The 18,998-nt window shown below is 66.4% G+C and carries 15 protein-coding genes; 8 read left to right on the forward strand and 7 right to left on the reverse strand.

What is annotated here, in order from left to right:
- Positions 1 to 327: 327 nt before the first annotated feature.
- Both AC07X5_RS13440 and AC07X5_RS13445 read left to right on the forward strand, forming a co-directional pair.
- Positions 328 to 2,049 (forward strand): methyl-accepting chemotaxis protein, encoded by a 1,722-nt coding sequence (locus tag AC07X5_RS13440; protein WP_494770574.1) that lies wholly within the window; start codon positions 328 to 330, stop codon positions 2,047 to 2,049.
- A 269-nt stretch (positions 2,050 to 2,318) separates the two neighbouring features.
- Positions 2,319 to 3,620 carry a cyclic di-GMP phosphodiesterase gene (locus AC07X5_RS13445; RefSeq protein WP_494770575.1) on the forward strand — a complete coding sequence of 434 codons (1,302 nt, stop codon included), beginning with the start codon at positions 2,319 to 2,321 and terminating at the stop codon, positions 3,618 to 3,620.
- A gap of 110 nt (positions 3,621 to 3,730) precedes the next feature.
- Here AC07X5_RS13445 and AC07X5_RS13450 read toward each other — a convergent pair whose 3' ends face one another.
- A complete protein-coding gene (locus tag AC07X5_RS13450) occupies positions 3,731 to 4,642 on the reverse strand; it encodes a LysR family transcriptional regulator (protein ID WP_494770576.1) in 912 nt (303 codons plus the stop codon).
- A gap of 123 nt (positions 4,643 to 4,765) precedes the next feature.
- Between AC07X5_RS13450 and AC07X5_RS13455 the strand changes: the two genes are divergently transcribed.
- Positions 4,766 to 5,653 (forward strand): aldo/keto reductase family oxidoreductase, encoded by an 888-nt coding sequence (locus AC07X5_RS13455; RefSeq protein ID WP_494770577.1) that lies wholly within the window; start codon positions 4,766 to 4,768, stop codon positions 5,651 to 5,653.
- A 143-nt stretch (positions 5,654 to 5,796) separates the two neighbouring features.
- Here AC07X5_RS13455 and AC07X5_RS13460 read toward each other — a convergent pair whose 3' ends face one another.
- Positions 5,797 to 7,536 (reverse strand): methyl-accepting chemotaxis protein, encoded by a 1,740-nt coding sequence (locus tag AC07X5_RS13460; RefSeq protein ID WP_494770578.1) that lies wholly within the window; start codon positions 7,534 to 7,536, stop codon positions 5,797 to 5,799.
- 154 nt (positions 7,537 to 7,690) lie between these two features.
- Positions 7,691 to 9,187 (reverse strand): methyl-accepting chemotaxis protein, encoded by a 1,497-nt coding sequence (locus AC07X5_RS13465; protein WP_494770579.1) that lies wholly within the window; start codon positions 9,185 to 9,187, stop codon positions 7,691 to 7,693.
- Between the two features lie 101 nt (positions 9,188 to 9,288).
- On the opposite strand from AC07X5_RS13465, the gene AC07X5_RS13470 reads away from it, so the two are divergent.
- On the forward strand, positions 9,289 to 10,107 hold the full coding sequence (locus tag AC07X5_RS13470; RefSeq protein ID WP_494770580.1) for an alpha/beta fold hydrolase: 819 nt from the start codon (positions 9,289 to 9,291) through the stop codon (positions 10,105 to 10,107).
- Positions 10,108 to 10,122: 15 nt separating this feature from the next.
- On the opposite strand, the gene AC07X5_RS13475 is transcribed toward AC07X5_RS13470, so the two are convergent.
- The 3 genes from AC07X5_RS13475 to ppa all read right to left on the reverse strand — a co-directional run bounded on the left by AC07X5_RS13475 (position 10,123) and on the right by ppa (position 13,211).
- Positions 10,123 to 10,512 carry a bacteriocin gene (locus AC07X5_RS13475; RefSeq protein WP_409958081.1) on the reverse strand — a complete coding sequence of 130 codons (390 nt, stop codon included), beginning with the start codon at positions 10,510 to 10,512 and terminating at the stop codon, positions 10,123 to 10,125.
- A 154-nt stretch (positions 10,513 to 10,666) separates the two neighbouring features.
- Positions 10,667 to 12,469, reverse strand: coding sequence for a methyl-accepting chemotaxis protein (locus AC07X5_RS13480; RefSeq protein ID WP_494770581.1), 1,803 nt, complete (start codon positions 12,467 to 12,469; stop codon positions 10,667 to 10,669).
- Between the two features lie 199 nt (positions 12,470 to 12,668).
- Positions 12,669 to 13,211: an inorganic diphosphatase gene (ppa, locus tag AC07X5_RS13485; protein WP_409963107.1), complete on the reverse strand. Its 543-nt coding sequence runs from the start codon at positions 13,209 to 13,211 to the stop codon at positions 12,669 to 12,671.
- A 243-nt stretch (positions 13,212 to 13,454) separates the two neighbouring features.
- Between ppa and AC07X5_RS13490 the strand changes: the two genes are divergently transcribed.
- On the forward strand, positions 13,455 to 15,530 hold the full coding sequence (locus AC07X5_RS13490; RefSeq protein ID WP_494770582.1) for a sodium-translocating pyrophosphatase: 2,076 nt from the start codon (positions 13,455 to 13,457) through the stop codon (positions 15,528 to 15,530).
- Positions 15,531 to 15,610: 80 nt separating this feature from the next.
- Complete coding sequence (locus AC07X5_RS13495) at positions 15,611 to 15,997, forward strand: VOC family protein (protein WP_494770583.1); 387 nt, start codon at positions 15,611 to 15,613, stop codon at positions 15,995 to 15,997.
- A 1-nt stretch (position 15,998) separates the two neighbouring features.
- On the opposite strand, the gene AC07X5_RS13500 is transcribed toward AC07X5_RS13495, so the two are convergent.
- Positions 15,999 to 16,604 carry a TetR/AcrR family transcriptional regulator gene (locus AC07X5_RS13500; protein ID WP_409963113.1) on the reverse strand — a complete coding sequence of 202 codons (606 nt, stop codon included), beginning with the start codon at positions 16,602 to 16,604 and terminating at the stop codon, positions 15,999 to 16,001.
- Between the two features lie 119 nt (positions 16,605 to 16,723).
- Here AC07X5_RS13500 and AC07X5_RS13505 point away from each other — a divergent pair, with 119 nt between their 5' ends.
- Together AC07X5_RS13505 and AC07X5_RS13510 are read left to right on the forward strand one after the other, a co-directional pair.
- On the forward strand, positions 16,724 to 17,545 hold the full coding sequence (locus AC07X5_RS13505) for a metal-dependent hydrolase (protein WP_409963115.1): 822 nt from the start codon (positions 16,724 to 16,726) through the stop codon (positions 17,543 to 17,545).
- A gap of 15 nt (positions 17,546 to 17,560) precedes the next feature.
- The gene (locus AC07X5_RS13510; RefSeq protein ID WP_494770584.1) at positions 17,561 to 18,997 is read left to right on the forward strand and encodes a TolC family protein; all 1,437 of its coding nucleotides are present in this window, start codon (positions 17,561 to 17,563) and stop codon (positions 18,995 to 18,997) included.
- Position 18,998 lies beyond the last annotated feature (1 nt).

Below are 18,998 nucleotides of genomic sequence, written 5' to 3' on the forward strand. Positions count from 1 at the left end.
AGCCCGCGTTGAGAATGATTTTCATCGGAGAAAAATGCACCGATATGGTGATTTTTAGGTTTTGATATGCATTCTTAGCACCGATGTTGGTACTGGCATGCCATGGCCTAGGTTGCTCAGAGCTTTCCAAGACTCAAGCCCGAGCCTGTAAGCTTGCCTTAAGAAATGATGAATATGATAATAATGAAATGCTTAAGCACTCGGATTGAGACTGCTGTTTATTTGCAGCACATCTCCACGAGAGGCAAGAAATGAGAGCGGAGGCGTTGATCTCCGCTCGCACACGCGAAGGCCCAGAAAGGCCACCAATCCCACGAGGGCATCACTATGAAAAATCTGAAGATCTCGACGCGTCTATATGGCACCTTTGGCTTGCTGGTGCTGCTGCTCATCGGACTGGCTGCAATGGCTCTGGTCCAGATTCGAGCCATGAATGCGGCCACCATGGACATTGCCGACAACTGGCTACCGAGCGTGCGGGTGGTCAACGCCTTGGATGCGAAGGTCACGGACCTTCGTATGGACCTGCTGAACCATGTCCTGAACACGGACCCAGCCGCCATGGCGATCATCGACAAGCGAATCGAGGACGACCGCGCCAATGTCAGCAGGCTTCGAGGCGAATACGAGAAGTTGATCAGCAGCCCTCAGGAGCAAAAGCTCTACGAGCGCTTCTCCGACACTTGGCGCCAGTACAGGGACATCAATGACCACGCTCTGGCGTTTTCTCGCAAAAATGAAAACGACAAGGCTCGCGAGGTGATCGATGGAGAGTCTCTCAAGCTTTACAACCAGATCCAGGCCGAGCTCGATGAGATCGTCAAGCTCAACAGTGACGGAGCAGATGCCTCACGCACCAGCTCTCACCAAGCCTACGCTTCTGCACTGAACTCCCTTGCGACCATTGCCATCGTTGCAGTAGCGCTGGCTATCGTGGCCGCCCTGTGGCTCGTGCGATCCATCACCCGCCCGTTGGCTGCCGCCGTCGGCGTGGCCGAGCGTGTCGCCGCAGGAGATTTGACCACCAACATCGCGGCCACTTCCAAGGATGAGATGGGCAAGCTGTTGGACGCTTTGCAAACCATGCAGCAAAGCCTGGTGCGTACGGTAGGCTTGGTGCGCCAAAACTCGCAGAGCGTATCGACCGCATCCTCGGAGATTTCCCAGGGCAATAGCGACCTGAGCAGCCGGACTGAGCAACAGGCAAGCGCGCTGGAGGAAACCGCCGCATCGATGGAAGAGCTGAACTCCACGGTTCGCCAGAACGCGGACAACGCGCGACAGGCAAACCAGTTGGCGATGAGCGCATCGACCGTTGCAGTGCATGGTGGCGAGGTCGTGGGTCAGGTAGTGAGCACGATGCGCGAGATCAATGAAAGCAGCCGCAAGATTTCCGACATCATTGGAGTCATTGATGGAATCGCCTTCCAGACCAACATCCTCGCGTTGAATGCCGCTGTGGAAGCCGCGCGCGCAGGGGAACAGGGACGAGGCTTCGCAGTCGTCGCAACGGAAGTGCGCAGCCTTGCAGGCCGCTCGGCGGATGCGGCCAAGCAAATCAAGGCATTGATCGGAGACAGTGTTGAACGTGTCAGCCAGGGTACGACGCTTGCGGATCAGGCCGGCGCGACGATGAGCGATGTCGTCAGTGCGATCAAACGTGTGACCGACCTGATGGGGGAGATCAGCGCGGCGAGTACGGAGCAGAGCCAGGGTGTGGCCCAGGTGGGTGAAGCAGTCACCCAGATGGACCAGGTGACACAGCAAAACGCGGCCTTGGTCGAGGAGATGGCTGCTGCGGCGAGCAGCTTGAACAATCAGGCGTTGGAACTGGTGCGCGCTGTCGATTTCTTCAAGCTGGCTGACGAGCATTCAACCGTCTTCCAATCGCCTGCAGCAGCATCGTTTGCAACAACGCGACTGAACAAGCCTGCAAGTTCTGGCCTGAACCGACCAAGTACGAGCGCACAGAAACCTGCCATACGTCCGTCGCTCCATAGTCCAAAGCTGGCAGCAGCAGGCGCCGATGTGGACTGGGAGGCCTTCTGAGACAGATTGCGCAACGGCGCGTATTTGCCGCCGATTGCGCGACCGGTCGGGCACAGTTGCTGCCGGCGGCAGTTGCTGTAGCGCAGCGCAGGCTTGCAAAACTTGGATTGCCCAAGCAGGTGCACTGGCCATAGACTGGGATTGCCCAATTGGTCCACGCAGTTCGAAGGCTTGCGCAGCAGGTCCAAGTTTTGGGTGGGCCAACAATGGAGCTTGAAGCCAACGCTTGCCATTCCCTTTTTTCACCACACGGGTCACGGGAAAAATCCATGCTAAAGCGTATCAGCACGCAGCACCTCACCTTGGGGATGTATGTCCACGACTTCTGCGGCTCCTGGATGGACCACCCGTTCTGGCGTGCCAAGTTCGTGCTCAAAGAAACGAAGGATCTCGCGCGCATCAAGGCGGCATCGATAGAGGAAGTATGGATCGACACGTCCAAAGGGCTTGACGTCGCGGTCGGCGTGCATTCGGTGTCGAAAGAGGAAGCAGACTTCCAAGTGGAAACGGACTTTGGCATGCTCGACAAACTGCCAGCAATGGTGGTGACTCCCTCGGCAACGTCCTCGCCACCACCGGCCTCGGCAACTCGTCGGGCTTTCGGCACTGCTCCATCCACCATGCAAAGTGAGCTGCAAGCTGCAGCCTTGATCTGCGGCGAAGCCAAGCAGGCCATGGTATCCATGTTCAAGGAGGCGCGCATGGGCAAGGCCGTGAACCCGGAGAACGCGCGCGGCCTGGTGGAGGAAATCTCGGACTCCGTCACGCGCAACCCGGGCGCGCTGATCAGCCTGGCACGCCTGAAGACGGCCGACGACTACACCTACATGCACTCGGTGGCCGTGTGCGCCCTCATGGTGGCCCTGGCCAAGCAGATCAACCTCAATGAAGAGCACACCCGCAGCGCCGGCATGGCGGGGCTGCTGCATGACCTGGGCAAGGCGGCCATTCCGCTGGCCGTGCTCAACAAGCCGGGCAAGCTGACCGATGCCGAGTTCGCCGTGGTCCAGAGCCATCCGGCCGAAGGCTATGAGATGCTCAAGGAAGGTGGAGCCGTGGAGGATGCCGTGCTCGACGCCTGCCGCCACCACCATGAGAAGATGGATGGCTCGGGCTATCCCGACAAGCTCAAGGGCGACCAGATCAGCCTGATCGCGCGCATGACCGCCATCTGCGATGTCTACGACGCCATCACCTCCGACCGGCCCTACAAGTCTGGCTGGGATCCGGCCGAATCGCTGCGCCGCATGGCCGAGTGGACCAAGGGCCATTTCGACCCCCGGCTGTTCCAGGCCTTCGTCAAGAGCATTGGCATCTACCCGGTGGGCTCGCTGGTGCGCCTGAGTTCCGGGCGCATCGGCGTGGTGACCGAGCAGGGCGCGCAGTCGCTGACCTCGCCCAAGGTCAAGGTCTTCTTCTCGACCAAGTCGGACCTGCGCATTCCGCCCGAGGTGGTGGACCTGGCGATCCCCGGCAGCACGGAGAAGATCGTGGCGCGCGAGGACCCGGAGAAGTGGAAGTTTCCGGACCTCAATGACTTGTGGATGGGTTCTCCCAATGCTGCAACGTAACTGGAAACATGCGCACACTGCGCAATTGATTGAGCAGCCCCAGAGTCACTGGAACAAGTGCCGAGGCATATCAAGCAAGCGGTTGCACTCCAGGTTTGGAGGCACCGCGTTCATTCTTCACTCTGCTCCCGCACAAAATCCACAAACGCCCGCAGCGGCGCTGGCAGATAACGCCGGCCGGGGTAGTAGAGAAACGGCCCGGTGAAAGGCCGCGCCCAGTCCTCCAGCACCGGCACCAGCGCACCGCTGTCGATCTGGGGCTGCAGCCAGCCTTCGAACATGTGGATGATGCCGCAGCCCGCGCAGGCCGCCTCCACCGCCAGGTCCACCCCGGCGGCGATGCGCACGATGAGGGGGCCGCTGGGGTCCACGACCACCACCTCCCCGTCCTTCTCGAACTCCCAACTGGCCATGCTGCCGCTGGCGAAGCGGCCGCGCAGGCAGGCGTGCTGCATGAGCTCGCGTGGATGCGCAGGCCGGCCGCGTGCGGCCAGGTAGGCGGGCGATGCGGCCGTGGCCATGCGCTGCCAGCGTGGGCCGATGGGGATGGCGATCATGTCCTGCTCGAGCCGCTCGTCGTAGCGGATGCCGGCATCGCAGCCCTCGGCCAGGATGTCGACAAAGCTCTCCTCCACCACCACGTCGAGCCGGATCTCGGGGTAGGCCGCAAGGAAGGGCGGCACGATGGACGGCAGCACCAGGCGCGCGGCGCTGGCGGGCACGTTCAGGCGCAGAGTGCCGGCTGGCCGGTCGCGAAAGCCGTTGACCACATCGAGCGCGGCCTCGACCTCGCCCAGCGCCGGGCCCAGGCGCTCCAGCAGGCGGGCACCCGCCTCGGTGGGCGCCACGCTGCGCGTGGTGCGGTGGAGCAGGCGCACGCCCAGGCGCGCTTCCAGCCGGCGTACGGCCTCGCTCAGGCCCGATGCGCTGCTGGCGCCACCGCTGCCGCGCGCCGCCTCGCGGAAGCCGCCGCTGCGCGCAACGGCGAGAAAGGCGGCCAGGTCGCCCAATTGCTCGGCCATGAACAACCCCTCCGCTCGATTGTTCGAAATTCAGCACAACCCGTGCACATTCAACCGGCTTATCGTACACACGCTGCGTGCCTACAGTGGACCCATCGACCCATTCATTGCAAGGAGATTTCCATGACAGCCATTGACCAAGCCGGCACCTACGTCCTCGGCAGCCACACCGTGAAACGCCTGGGTTACGGCGCCATGCAACTGGCCGGCCCGGGGGTGTTCGGCCCGCCCAAGGACCGCGCTGCCGCCGTGGCCGTGCTGCGCGCCGCAGTGGAAAGCGGTGTGGACCACATCGACACCAGCGATTTCTACGGCCCGCACGTGACCAACCAGATCATCAAGGAAGCGCTGCACCCCTACCGCGACGGCCTGACCCTGGTGACCAAGGTGGGCGCGCGGCGCGGCGGCGATGCCTCGTGGCTGCCGGCGTTCTCGAAGGCCGAACTCACGCAGGCAGTGCACGACAACCTGCGCCACCTGGGCCTGGATGTGCTGGACGTGGTGAACCTGCGCGCCATGTTCAGTGTGCACGGCCCCGCCGAAGGCTCGCTGGAGGAGCCGCTGACGGCGTTGGCCGAGCTGCAGCGCCAGGGCCTCGTCCGCCACATCGGCCTGAGCAATGTGACCGCGCGCCAGGTGCAGGACGGGCGCAAGATCACCCCCATCGCCTGCGTGCAGAACATGTACAACCTGGCGCACCGCGAGGACGAGGCCCTGCTTGCGCAACTGGCCGGCGAAGGCACGGCCTATGTGCCCTTCTTTCCGCTGGGCGGCTTCACGCCGCTGCAGTCGGGCGTGCTGTCGGAGGTGGCCAGCGAGCTGGGTGCCACGCCCATGCAGGTGGCGCTGGCCTGGCTGCTGCAGCGCGCACCCAATATCCTGCTGATTCCGGGCACCTCGTCGGTGGCCCACCTGCAGCAGAACCTCGCGGCCGCACAGCTGCAGTTGCCTCCCAGTGCCGTGGAGCGGCTGGATACCCTGCACGGGACGCCGGCAGCCACTGCCCATTGAACGGCGAAGGGTCGCCATGGTGCCAAGCCGAAACGCTCCAATGCACCAAAAAGATCCTATCCGGCATTAAATGCACCAATACGGTGCCATCTGCGGCGGCCCGCTCGCAAGGTGGTCCATTTTGGTGCAACCACCGCTCCGACTCAAAAGCTCTCCCACTCGTCGTCTGAAGCGGCTGTGGTGGCGGCCCGCGCTGCGGCAGCAGGCGGTTTGACGGCAGTCTTCGCGGGGGCAGGTGCCGCCAGCTTGGGGGCAGCACTGGCGACCGGCTTGCGTGCAAGCGGCGGCGGCATCGGAGTCGAAGGGCGCGGGCGAGGAGCGGCGGCGGCCTGGACGGTCGGCGCGTCGGCTGACAGCTTGAACACCTCCACGGCGCCCACCAGCGCCTGGGCCTGGTGGCTCAGGCTGCCGGCAGCGGCGGCCATCTCTTCGACCAGGGCGGCATTCTGCTGCGTGACCTGGTCCATCTGCGTGACCGCATCGCCGACCTGGGAGACGCCCTGGCTCTGCTCGGTGCTGGCGGCGCTGATCTCGCCCATGATGTCGGTCACGCGCCGGATCGAGGCCACCACCTCGGTCATGGTGGCTCCTGCCTTGTCGACCAGGGTCGTGCCCTGCTCCACGCGTTCCACGCTGGCGTGGATCAGGCTCTTGATCTCCTTGGCGGCCTCGGCGCTGCGCCCGGCCAGGCTGCGCACCTCGCTGGCCACCACGGCAAAGCCCCGACCCTGTTCGCCGGCACGCGCCGCTTCCACGGCGGCATTGAGCGCCAGGATGTTGGTCTGGAAGGCAATGCCGTCGATGACGCCGATGATGTCGGAGATCTTCTTGCTGCTGTCGTTGATGCCCTTCATGGTCTCGACCACTTCGGACACCACATCGCCGCCCTGCACCGCCACGGTGGAGGCGCTCATCGCCAGCTGGTTGGCCTGGCGCGCGTTGTCGGCGTTCTGGCGCACGGTGGAACTCAGTTCCTCCATGGAGGCGGCTGTCTGCTGCAGGGCGCTGGCCTGCTCTTCGGTGCGGATGGACAGGTCGTGGTTGCCCGAGGCGATCTCGGCGCTGGCCGAGGCCACGCCCTGGGCATTGCCGCGCACGCCCGAGACCACCTGCGCCAGGTTGTCGCGCATGGCCATCAACCCGCCGAGCAGGTGCGCGATCTCGTCGCGCCCGCTGGTGTGGATGGCCACAGTCAGGTCGCCCCGCGCCACGGCATCGGTGATGTCCACCGCATTGCCCAGGGAGCGCGAGATCTGGCGGATCATGGTGCCGCCCACCAGCACGGCCAGCAGCACGCCCAGCACAACGGCGCCGACCGTCAGCGCCCGGATGGTGCCGTAGCTTTCGGCCGCACGGTCGTATTCAGCCTTGGCCTCGTCGAGCTGCACCTGCATAAGCTGGCCCAGCACCTCCTGCAGCGGATCCATGGCCGGGTACAGCTCCTTGGCGGCAAAGGCGGTGATGGCCGGTACGTCACCCGCCTTGAACAGGCCCACCAGCGTTTCGGTCGCGGCATCGGCCTTGGCCTGCAAGGGTTTGAAGCGGTCCACCAGGGTCTTCTCCTGGGGGGCCAGCTTCGTGGCAAGGTAGGCGCTCCAGTTGGAATCGATGGCCTTGCGCGCGTCGGCCACGGACTGCAGGCCCTGGGCGGCCGTCATGCCGCCATCGCGCACCTTGTGGGCTGCATCGACCACATTGACCGCATACATGTCGGCCACGACCTTGATCTGCTTGAGCGGTACCACCCGGTCGTCGTAGACCGATTTGAGCCCGGCGTTGGACTGCCCCATGCCCAGCAGGCCGGCAGCGCCCACCAGAACCACCAGACAGCACAGCACCATGAGCAACCCGGCCAGGCGGGTGGATATCTTGAACCGGTTCATGCGAGCCTCCTGCGAGTAACGATCTGTAAACGAGACACCGCAAATTCCAGGCCAACCGCCCGCAAAAATGCGCCCGATAAACAGGTGTTACATGCAACATTCACCCGGCTGTCAGCGAGGGCTCATGCACCCCGCCAGCGCTTGCGAATGCCTATCAGAAGCTCTCCCATTCATCCTCACCCCCACCAGCTGCCTTGGGTGCGGGTGACTGAGCCGCCTTGGCCGACGCGGCTGGCGCGGCCGGCGCGGCTGGCGCCCTTGCGGCCTTGGGCGCCGCCAGGCGGCTGATCGCCGGGGCCTTGCTCACCGGCGCCTTCACGGCAGGGCGTGGCGCAGGTGCGGCGATGGGGGTCACGCTGGCGCGGTGCGGGGCACCAGCCCCATCCTGCGCCAGCCGGAACACCGCCACCGCGTTGACCAGCTCGCCCGCCTGGCTGTTCAGGCTGCTGGCCGCCGCCGCCATCTCTTCCACCAGCGCCGCGTTCTGCTGCGTGGCCTGGTCCATCTGCGTGACCGCTTCTCCCACCTGGCCCACGCCTGCGCTTTGCTCGCTGCTGGCCGCGCTGATCTCGCCCATGATGTCGGTCACCCGCCGGATGGCCGCCACCACTTCGGTCATGGTGGCACCTGCCTTGTCCACCAGTTGCGTGCCTTGCTCCACGCGCTCCACGCTGGCGGTGATCAGGCCCTTGATTTCCTTGGCCGCTTCGGCGCTGCGCCCGGCCAGGCTGCGCACTTCTCCTGCCACCACGGCAAAGCCGCGGCCTTGCTCTCCGGCTCGGGCGGCTTCCACCGCCGCGTTCAGGGCCAGGATGTTGGTCTGGAAGGCGATGCCGTCGATGACGCTGATGATGTCGGCGATCTTGCTGCTGCTGGCGTTGATGCCTTTCATGGTTTCGACCACTTCGGCCACCACGTCGCCGCCCTGCACGGCCACGGTGGAGGCGTTCAGGGCCAGCTGGTTGGCCTGGCGTGCGTTGTCGGCGTTCTGGCGCACGGTGGAGCCCAGTTCTTCCATGGAGGCGGCGGTCTCTTCCAGTGCCGAGGCCTGTTGCTCTGTGCGGGCACTCAGGTCGTTGTTGCCCGAGGCGATCTGCGCGCTGGCCGAGGCCACGCTCTCGGCGTTGCCGCGCACGGTGCTCACGGTGGTCACCAGGCTTTGCTGCATGCGCTGCAGGGCGCTGAGCAGGTGGCCGGTCTCGTCCTGGGAGTGGACCACGATATGGCCGCTCAGATCGCCCGCCGCCACCCGATCCGCTGCTGCAACGGCTTGCGACAGCGGGCGCGTGATGGAGCGGATGAGCCATACTGCTGCAATGATCGCCATGGCAATGGCCAGAACCGCCGCAACCCCCATCACGAACCGCGCGTTCAGGTACACCGAGGCGGCGCTTGCACCGGCCGCCTTGGCACCGGTGCTGTTCAGCGCTGCCAGCTTCTTGAGGGTGCCGGACGATTCGAAGAACCACTTGGCGGATTCACCCTGCAGGAATGCGTAGGCCTGCTCGGTCTCGTTCTTTCGTGACAGGTCCAGCAGCTTGACGGCCGCTTCGCCGTAGCGCGTGCGGGCAGATGTGTAGGTTTCGTACAGCTTGCGTTCCGTGTCGCTGCTGAAAAATCTGCACAGGAAGAACACAGGCGCCTGCTTCATTGGAGAGAAGCCTCCACTTCCGGGCAGGGTTTCCGTGCAAAAAAATGCTACTGTCACCCTGCAGCACTGGGCCCTTGCCTGGCGCCCCATGGATTGACCTGATGCCGCTGTTCACCAAGAAAGAAAAGACCACCGATTCCCTGCACATGCCGCCGCCGGGCCTGCCCCTGCTGGCGTTGGAACTGCGCGCCCCCTGGGAGTTCGGTGCCGTGCTGCCCGCCTGGCCTGTGCTCCAGCGCGCCCCGCAGGGCGACGGGCATACGGTCATCGTCTTTCCCGGGCTCACGGCCGGAGATGCCACGACGGCGCCGCTGCGCCGCTACCTGGAATCGCGCAGCTACGAGACCCAAGGCTGGGGCCAGGGCCTGAACCTGGGCCCGCGCGAGGGCGTGCTGGACAACGCCAAGCGGCAATTGCAGCAGGCTGCACAGCGCAGCGGCGGCAAGGTGAGCCTGGTGGGCTGGAGCCTGGGCGGCGTCTACGCCCGCGAACTGGCCAAGGAACTGCCCGAGCTGGTGCGCTGCGTGGTGACGCTGGGCACGCCCTTTGCCGGCCCGCACACCTCCACCAATGCCTGGCGCATCTACCAGTTCGCCAGCGGCCGCAGCATCGAGCGCGAGGTGGCCAGCTACAACCTGCCCGAAGCCCCGCCCGTGCCCACCACCAGCATCTACTCGCGCAGCGATGGCGTTGTGGCCTGGCGTGGCAGCCTACAGGCCCCCGCCGCACACAACCCACACACCGAGAACGTCGAAGTGCTGGCCAGCCATTTCGGCATCGGCCTGAACCCGAGCGCCTGGTGGGTGGTGGCCGACCGCCTGGCCCAGCCCATCGGGCCGGGAGCCGAATGGCAGGCCTTCAAGCGCCCGACGCTGCCGGGGCTGCAACTGGTGTTCCCCAACCCGCATCGGCCGGGTTAAATCAACGGTTCAGGTTCAACGGTTCAGGTCTTCCTGCAGCGGTTCGCCGGTGCGGGTGACTTCGTGCTCCGCCGGCCCGGGGATGGTGCCGCTGGGGTCCTTCGGTCGGGCAAGGGAGCCGGCGGCAGCACCGCCCAGAGCGCCCGCCACCACGCCCAATGTGCCCCCGACGACCACGCCGACCGGGCCGCCAACAGCAGCCCCCACGGCGGCGCCGGTGGCTGCGCCAGCCACTACGCCGCCGCCCACGAGGGTCGACTGGGACTCACGCTCTTTTTCCTCTTGCGACAACGGCAACTGCGCTGCCGGATCAGGATCTTGCGAGGGAATGCCATGGCCGGGACGCGCCTGCTGGGCGAGGTCCTGGTCCCGGGCGGCGGCTTCGATGGTGGAGGGGTTGGTCATGGGCTTCTCCTGGGAAGTGAAGGGATGGCCAGGCGACACCGCTAGGGGTGATGCCCGCCGTCCTTTTGTTGTAAGCCCCGTGCCTTGCGAATGGCGCCGTCTGTCAGGCCGCGGCGCTGTCAGACAAGGCGCTTGACCCCCCATCAAGAACCCCTCAGAAGCTCTCCCACTCGTCGTCCCCACCCCCTGCCGCCTTCTGGGCCGCTGGCGCAGGGCCTGGCGCCGGCGCCTTGGGCGCTGCCAGCCGGCTGGCGGCCACGGGTGCCTTGGTGGCCGCTGCCTTCACAGCCGCCCGCGCCGGCATGGCCACCGGCTTGCGCACTACAGGCGCCGGCGCGGGAGTGGGGGCCGCGCTGGCCCGGTGGCTGGTGCCTGCCCCATCCTGCGCCAGCCGGAACACCGCCACCGCGTTGACCAGCTCGCCCGCCTGGCTGTTCAGGCTGCTGGCCGCCGCCGCCATCTCTTCCACCAGCGCCGCGTTCTGCTGCGTGGCCTGGTCCATCTGCGTGACCGCTTCTCCCACCTGGCCCACGCCTGCGCTTTGCTCGCTGCTGGCCGCGCTGATCTCGCCCATGATGTCGGTCACCCGCCGGATGGCCGCCACCACTTCGGTCATGGTGGCACCTGCCTTGTCCACCAGTTGCGTGCCTTGCTCCACGCGCTCCACGCTGGCGGTGATCAGGCCCTTGATTTCCTTGGCCGCTTCGGCGCTGCGCCCGGCCAGGCTGCGCACTTCTCCTGCCACCACGGCAAAGCCGCGGCCTTGCTCTCCGGCTCGGGCGGCTTCCACCGCTGCGTTCAAGGCCAGGATGTTGGTCTGGAAGGCGATGCCGTCGATGACCGAGATGATGTCGGCGATCTTGCTGCTGCTGGCGTTGATGCCTTTCATGGTCTCGACCACTTCGGCCACCACGTCGCCGCCCTGCACGGCCACGGTGGAGGCGTTCAGGGCCAGTTGGTTGGCCTGGCGTGCGTTGTCGGCGTTCTGGCGCACGGTGGAGCCCAGTTCTTCCATGGAGGCGGCGGTCTCTTCCAGTGCCGAGGCCTGCTGCTCGGTGCGCGCCGACAGGTCGTTGTTGCCCGAGGCGATCTGCGCGCTGGCCGAGGCCACGCTTTCGGCGTTGCCGCGCACGCCGGTGACCACGCGGGCCAGGTTGGAACGCATGTCCTCCAGTGCCGAGAGCAACTGGCCCATTTCATCCCTGCCGTGGGCCGGCATGGCGGCCGTGAGGTCGCCTTCGGCAATGGCGCGCGCAGCGGCCACGGCCTGGCCCGCCGGGCGCGTGACCGAGCGTGTGATCGACACGCCCAGCACCACCGCCAGCCCCACGCAGGCGGCCAGCGTGCCCAGCACCCAGAAGCGGGCCGCCTGGAAGACCGACTTCACCTCTTCCTGCTCTTTGTCAGCCATGGCGGAGTTGATCTTCTGCAACTGGCCCAGGGTTTCGGCCGCGGCCACGAAGGCGGTTTCCGAGTCGCCCGCGAACAGGGCGGACAAGGCGTCGGCACTCAGCGCCAGGGTGTCGTTGGTGCTGAAGTCCACCGCCTTGGCGACTTCCACCAGGTTGGCCTGGAGCTTGTAGTACGCGGCCTTGCGCGTGCGGAAGGCCTGGAAGGCCTCGCGCTCCTCGCCGGCACTGACCAGCGGTTCGTACTGGCTCTCCACACGCTCCAGGTCCTTGGCGCGCGCACCCATCTGCTCGGCGAAGGCCTGGACTTCGGCCGTGCTGCGCGCGGTGATCATGCCGGCCTCGGAGCGCCGCATGCGGTTCATGAGCACGCGCAATTCACCCGTGTAGCCCACGCTGGGCAGCAGGTTGTTGGCGATCTCCTGCGCGTTGTGGTGGATGCGGGACAGCTGGATCAGCGAGACCGCTCCCAAGAGGGCTGTGAGCAGTACGAGAGCGAGGAAGCCGATCCCCAGCTTGAGCCCGATACGCACGTCGGAAATCTTCATATCATCCCTTGGCCATGGCCATACCTGCCGGGGCGGGCGCAGGACTCCGCACCGACACCTGGGCTGTGCGCAGTCTAGCAACCGTGGGGGCACTGCGCAGTGCGGGGTTTCCATGAAAAAAAGCATGCACGCCACCGGGGCGTGCATGCTTTTCGGGAGGGCCGGCGCCGCAAGGCGGCGCTCAGGGTACGGCGCTCAGTCAGGCCTGGCTCTTCGCGGCCTTGAAGTTGGCGATGCCGTCCATGATTTCCTTCTTGGCGGCGTCCAGGCCTTCCCAGCCCAGCACCTTGACCCACTTGCCTGGTTCCAGGTCCTTGTAGTGCTCGAAGAAGTGGCTGATGGCCTTCAGGCGCATCGGGTTCACGTCTTCCACCTTCTGCCAGTGGGTGTAGATGGGCAGCACCTTGTCGGTGGGCACGGCCAGCACCTTGCCGTCCACGCCGGCTTCGTCTTCCATCATCAGGATGCCGATGGGGCGGCAGGGCACGACCACGCCGGGGAACAGCGGGTAGGGGGTGATGACCAGCACGTCCACCGGGTCGCCGTCGCCCGACAGGGTCTGCGGTACATAGCCGTAGTTGGTGGGGTAGTGCATGGCGGTGGTCATGAAGCGGTCCACGAAGATCGCGCCCGATTCCTTGTCCACTTCGTACTTGATCGGGTCGGCGTTCATCGGGATCTCGATGACGACGTTGAAGGCGTCGGGGGCGTTCTTGCCTGGGGGTACGTGGTTCAGGGACATGTCTTTGGAGAGTGGTTTGTAACGATAACCCGCGAGCCCGGTCCAAGGCCCAGAGCGTCGGGATTAACCCTGATTTTAGGCGCATGCCCCTTTCTGCCCGCTTGCAAATCCCCGTTTGCCTGTAAATTGGGTCCGTTGGCCAATCGGCTCCCTGGCTGGAGCACGAGGAAGCAACGCAGCGGAAGCACCACCGACCTGCGTTGTGTTTCCTTCCGTGCAACTGATACAACCAAGGAGAAATGAATGGCTGACAACTCAGCGCTGACGTCCCCTCTGATACTGGCAGTGGTTTGCGGATTGATTGCGGTGGCCTACGGCATCTGGGCCCGTGGGTGGATTCTTGCCAAGGATGCGGGCAACGCGCGCATGCAGGAGATTGCCGGCGCCATCCAGGCCGGTGCAGCGGCCTACCTGGCCCGCCAGTACAAGACCATTGCCCTCGTGGGCGTGGTACTGGCCATTCTCATCGGTGTCTTTCTGGACCTGACCTCCGCGTTCGGCTTCGTGCTGGGCGCCTTTCTCTCGGGCGCCTGCGGCTTCATCGGCATGAATGTCTCGGTGCGCGCCAATGTGCGCACCGCGCAGGCCGCCACGCAGGGCATCGGCCCCGCGCTCGACGTCGCCTTCCGTGGCGGCGCCATCACCGGCATGCTGGTGGTGGGCCTGGGCCTGCTGGGCGTCACGGGCTTTTACTGGGTGCTGTCGCGCGGCATCACCGCAGGGCCTGCGCTGGCCGAGGCGCTCAACCCGCTGATCGGTTTTGCCTTCGGCTCCTCGCTGATCTCGATCTTCGCGCGCCTGGGCGGCGGCATCTTCACCAAGGGTGCCGACGTGGGCGCCGACCTGGTGGGCAAGGTGGAGGCCGGCATTCCTGAAGACGACCCGCGCAACCCGGCCGTGATCGCCGACAACGTGGGCGACAACGTGGGCGACTGCGCCGGCATGGCCGCCGACCTGTTCGAGACCTATGCGGTGACGCTGATCGCCACCATGGTGCTGGGCGCGCTGATGGTGGTGGCCGCGCCGGTCAATGCCGTGGTGTACCCGCTGGCGCTGGGCGCCGTGTCCATCGTGGCGTCCATCATCGGCTGCTTCTTCGTGAAGGCCTCGCCTGGCATGAAGAACGTGATGCCGGCGCTCTACAAGGGCCTGGCGATCGCGGGCGTGCTGTCGCTGATCGCGTTCTACTTCGTCACGGTATGGATCATGCCGGACAACGCCATCGCCGCCAGCGGCAGCCAGATGCGCCTGTTCGGCGCCTGCGCCACGGGGCTGGTGCTCACGGCCGCGCTGGTCTGGATCACCGAGTTCTACACCGGCACGCAGTACTCGCCCGTGCAGCACATCGCACAGGCGTCCACCACCGGCCACGGCACCAACATCATCGCCGGGCTGGGTGTGTCCATGCGGTCCACGGCCTGGCCGGTGGTCTTCGTCTGCCTGGCCATCCTCGCGTCCTACCAGCTCGCGGGCCTGTACGGCATCGCGGTAGCGGCCACGTCCATGCTGAGCATGGCGGGCATCGTGGTGGCGCTGGACGCCTACGGCCCCATCACCGACAACGCCGGCGGCATTGCCGAGATGGCCGAGCTGCCCAGCAGCGTGCGCGACATCACCGACCCGCTGGACGCCGTGGGCAACACCACCAAGGCAGTGACCAAGGGCTACGCCATCGGCTCGGCGGGCCTGGCGGCGCTGGTGCTGTTTGCCGACTACACGCACAAGCTGGAGACCTATGGCAAGGCCATCTCGTTCGATCTGTCGGACCCGCTGGTCATCGTGGGCCTGTTCATCGGCGGGCTGATTCCCTACCTGTTCGGCGCCATGGCCATGGAAGCCGTGGGCCGCGCGGCCGGCGCGGTGGTGGTGGAAGTGCGCCGCCAGTTCAGCACCATCAAGGGCATCATGGACGGAACCGGCAAGCCCGAGTACGGCAAGGCCGTGGACATGCTGACCACCGCCGCCATCAAGGAGATGGTGATCCCCAGCCTGCTGCCCGTGGTCGTGCCCATCGTGGTCGGCCTGGCCCTCGGGCCCAAGGCGCTGGGCGGCCTGCTCATGGGCACCATCGTCACCGGCCTCTTCGTCGCCATCTCCATGTGCACAGGCGGCGGCGCGTGGGACAATGCCAAGAAGTACATCGAGGACGGCCACCACGGCGGCAAGGGCAGCGAGGCGCACAAAGCCGCCGTGACCGGTGACACCGTGGGCGATCCCTACAAGGACACCGCCGGCCCGGCCATCAACCCGCTGATCAAGATCATCAACATCGTGGCGCTGCTGATCGTGCCGCTGGTGGTGAAGTTCCACTCGGGCTGATACGCTGCGGCAACCGCCATGCAGCCACGGCCCGCTTCGGCGGGCCTTTTTCATTTTCCACACCACTGCAACGCACTGCCATGCCCATCACCGTGCAATCGCTGGACCATGTGGTCCTCACCGTCGCCAGCATCCCGGCCACCATTGCCTTCTACGAGCGCGTGCTGGGCATGCAGGCGCGGGAGTTCAAGCCCGGGCGCTACGCCCTGCATTTCGGCACGCAGAAGATCAACCTGCACGAGGTCGGCACGGTGGTGGACCCGAACGTGCGCCACGCCACTGCGGGCTCGGGCGACCTGTGCTTTCTCACGCGCACACCGCTCGACGAGGTGCTGCTGCACCTGGCCGCCGAAGGCGTGGCCGTGGTGCAGGGGCCGGTGGGTGCCACGGGGGCGCAGCACCGCCTGCGCTCGGTCTACATTTACGACCCCGATGAGAACCTGATCGAAGTAGCGAACGAGGTCTGAGTCAGAACTCCGCCGAGATCGCTGCACGCAGCAGCATCGCGGCCGGCTCCACCAGCTCCTGCAGGTCGCTGGCGCTCCCCTGCTCGATGGACTGCAGCACCATCTCGTTGATGCCGCCCACCACCGCCATGGCCATCATGGGCTGCAGCGGGGCCTTGCGCAGGCGTTCGCCCGGGCGGTTGTTCACCACGTCGAGCATCAGGTCGGCCAGCTGCTGGTTGGCACGGCGGCGCGCGGCCAGGCCGGGCGCGCCCAGGCCCAGCATCTCCACGAACAGGGTGCGCAGCAGCACCGGGTTGCGCTCGAGCACGCCGAAATAGGCCTTGAGCGCCTGCTCGACCTGCAGCTGCCAGTCGCTCGCCGGGTCGATGGCATTGCGCAGCACGGTGATGGCATTACCGCTGGCAACCTCGTACAGCGCGATCAGGCACTCGGCCTTGTCGCCGAAGTTCTCGTAGAAGGTGCGGCGCGAGACGCTGGCCTCGCGCACGATGTCGGCAATGGTGGTGTCGGCATAGCCGCGCGCGGCCACGGCGCGCGCCATGCCCTCCAGCAGGCGGGAGCGGTGCACGGTGGACGGGCTGGCAGCGGTCGGGGCGTCGGTCATGGCGGCGGGATGGATTCCAGGAATATCCTAGGAGGTACTTGACAGTACCACACTCCAGGCGCATCATATGCAACTGGTACCATACAGTACCAAAGCCTTTTTCTTCCTGGGAGCCCGCCATGACCGAACTCGTCGTCCGCCGCCTGCTCATCGACCTCACGGCGCCCTTCGAGCGCCACTGGTGCGGTGGCGACGCCTTTCGCACGGCGCTCTTCAATGCGCTGTCGATGAGCTTTCCCGTGGGCGAGCAGTTCTTCATCGACGCGGTGCGCAATGGCCACAAGGCCCTGCCCGCCGAGAAGCAGGCGCAGTACGCCGAGGAGGTGCGCGGCTTCGTCGGGCAGGAGGCCACGCACCGGCGCATCCATGCGCTGTTCAACGGCCACCTGGACACGCAGGGACTGGTCAACACCTGGGGGCCGCGCGCGGCCGAGCGCATGAAGCTCTTCGACGGCGCCGACGTGCGCCACCCGCTGGCGGTGACCGCCGCCAACGAGCATTTCACGGCCCTGCTGGCCGAGTGGCTGCTGGCCCACCCACAGGTGCTGGAAGGTGCCGAGCCCCGCCTGGCCACGATGTGGCAATGGCACTGCGCCGAAGAGGCCGAGCACAAGAGCACCGCCTTCGACATCTACCAGGCCCTGGGCGGCGACCATGCCTGGCGCATCACCTGGTTCCGCCGCATCACGCTGGTGTTCCTGGGCGATGTGCTGCGCCAGACCGTGGGCAACCTGCGCCGCGACGGCACGCTGTGGCGCTGGCGCACCTGGGCCAGCGCGGCACGCACCCTGTTCGGCCGCGGCGGGCTGGTGCGCGAGAGCTGGCGCCCCTGGCGCGCGTACCTGCGGCGCGACTTCCATCCCAGCCAGCAGGGCAGCGACCGCTCCGAACGCTGGCTGGCCGACCACCGTGACGCCTACACGCCCGTGGGCGCACGCTGAAACCCCGACGACACCATGATTCCCAGCACCCCGAACCGACCGCACGCAGCGGCCGGCCAGCCCCGCTTTTGCCTGCGCATTTCCGCGCTGCTGGCCGCGCTTGCCCTGCAGGTACCCGCCCATGCCGAGCCCATGGCTTTCCATACGGCGCTGGAGCAGCTCACGGCCCGCTCCGACCAGCTCGCCGCATCGCGCAGCGCACTGGAAAGCGCCCAGTTGCGCCGCCAGGCCCTGGAGCGCCTGGGCGGCCCTGTGGTCTCGCTCAGCGGTGCCGCGTACGCCTACAACGCCAACCTGGACCTCGACCTGAACCCCGTGAACCAGGCCCTGCCCGGCGTGCTGCAGCAGCTGCCGCCCCAGTTGGCCGGCTCGCTGGCCCAGTTGCCGCACCTGCCGGCCAGCTACACCCTGAACCGCCACAAGACCGACACCAGCACCTCGGTCTCGGGCATCTGGCCGATCTACATGGGCGGCGCCGGCGATGCCGCGCGCGGCCTGGTGCAGGCGCAGGCCGCCGAGGTGCAGGCCGATGCCGACAAGACCGGCCACGAGGTCACCACGCTGCTGGTGCAGCGCTACTTCGGCGCCCAGCTGGCCGAGCAGGCGGCCCGGCTGCGCGAATCGGCCCTGGCCACCATCGAGCAGCACGACGCGGCCGCGCAGAAGATGCTGGATGCCGGCGTGATCGCCCGCGTGGAGCGCCTGCAGGCACGCGCCGCACTGGAGGAAGCGCGCCGCAACGCACGCAAGGCCCGCGACGACGCCGACCTGGCCGCCACCGCCCTCACCCGCACGGTGAAGGCCGCCGAACGCGTGACGCCCACCAGCCCGCTGTTCGTGCTGGGCCAGCCAGTGGAGCCCCTGCCCCACTTCGTCGACGCCGCCCTGCAGCGCCACCCGGGCCTGGCCAAGGTGGCCGCCAAGAAGGGCCAGGCCGAGCAGTTGCACGCCGCACAGGAAGCCCTGCGCAAGCCCCAGGTCTTCGCCTTCGGCCAGCGCCAGCTCAAGACCGGCAGGGATGCCGACTGGGTGGCCGGCATCGGCGTGCGCTTCACGCTGTGGGACTCCATCGACCGCGATGCGCTGGCCGCATCGTCCTCGCGCCAGATCGAGCAAGCCGAGCGCACCGACGCCCAGGCGCAGAACGACATCGCCTTGCTGGTGGAAAAGCGCTGGCAGGCGCTGGAGCAGGCGCGGCGCGCCTACTTCGCGCTGCAGCCCGGGCTGGAGGTGGCCGATGAGGTGCTGCGCCTGCGCAGCTCGGGCCTGCGCGCCGGCACCAGCACCACGCTGGACCTGATCGACGCCCAGGTCAACCAGGCCAAGGCGCAGACCGAGCGCGCCCAGGCCGCCCACGACTACGTGAAGGCCCTGGCCGAGCTGCTCGAAAGCTGCGGCCTGTCCGATGAATTTGGCAAATACATGGCACGTGCCGATGTGAAGGTGGAATGAA

This window comes from Acidovorax sp. GW458-11-26-14-TSB4 (assembly GCF_059423865.1).

Excerpts from the sequence above, each read along its gene's own strand:
- AC07X5_RS13445 (WP_494770575.1), top strand. The coding sequence starts at position 2,319 with ATGCTAAAGCGTATCAGCACGCAGCACCTCACCTTGGGGATGTATGTC.
- AC07X5_RS13440 (WP_494770574.1), top strand. The coding sequence starts at position 328 with ATGAAAAATCTGAAGATCTCGACGCGTCTATATGGCACCTTTGGCTTG.
- AC07X5_RS13500 (WP_409963113.1), bottom strand. The coding sequence starts at position 16,604 with ATGACCGACGCCCCGACCGCTGCCAGCCCGTCCACCGTGCACCGCTCC.
- AC07X5_RS13480 (WP_494770581.1), bottom strand. The coding sequence starts at position 12,469 with ATGAAGATTTCCGACGTGCGTATCGGGCTCAAGCTGGGGATCGGCTTC.
- AC07X5_RS13455 (WP_494770577.1), top strand. The coding sequence starts at position 4,766 with ATGACAGCCATTGACCAAGCCGGCACCTACGTCCTCGGCAGCCACACC.
- AC07X5_RS13450 (WP_494770576.1), bottom strand. The coding sequence starts at position 4,642 with ATGGCCGAGCAATTGGGCGACCTGGCCGCCTTTCTCGCCGTTGCGCGC.
- AC07X5_RS13490 (WP_494770582.1), top strand. The coding sequence starts at position 13,455 with ATGGCTGACAACTCAGCGCTGACGTCCCCTCTGATACTGGCAGTGGTT.
- AC07X5_RS13470 (WP_494770580.1), top strand. The coding sequence starts at position 9,289 with ATGCCGCTGTTCACCAAGAAAGAAAAGACCACCGATTCCCTGCACATG.
- AC07X5_RS13505 (WP_409963115.1), top strand. The coding sequence starts at position 16,724 with ATGACCGAACTCGTCGTCCGCCGCCTGCTCATCGACCTCACGGCGCCC.
- AC07X5_RS13495 (WP_494770583.1), top strand. The coding sequence starts at position 15,611 with ATGCCCATCACCGTGCAATCGCTGGACCATGTGGTCCTCACCGTCGCC.
- AC07X5_RS13460 (WP_494770578.1), bottom strand. The coding sequence starts at position 7,536 with ATGAACCGGTTCAAGATATCCACCCGCCTGGCCGGGTTGCTCATGGTG.
- AC07X5_RS13510 (WP_494770584.1), top strand. The coding sequence starts at position 17,561 with ATGATTCCCAGCACCCCGAACCGACCGCACGCAGCGGCCGGCCAGCCC.
- AC07X5_RS13465 (WP_494770579.1), bottom strand. The coding sequence starts at position 9,187 with ATGAAGCAGGCGCCTGTGTTCTTCCTGTGCAGATTTTTCAGCAGCGAC.
- ppa (WP_409963107.1), bottom strand. The coding sequence starts at position 13,211 with ATGTCCCTGAACCACGTACCCCCAGGCAAGAACGCCCCCGACGCCTTC.
- AC07X5_RS13475 (WP_409958081.1), bottom strand. The coding sequence starts at position 10,512 with ATGACCAACCCCTCCACCATCGAAGCCGCCGCCCGGGACCAGGACCTC.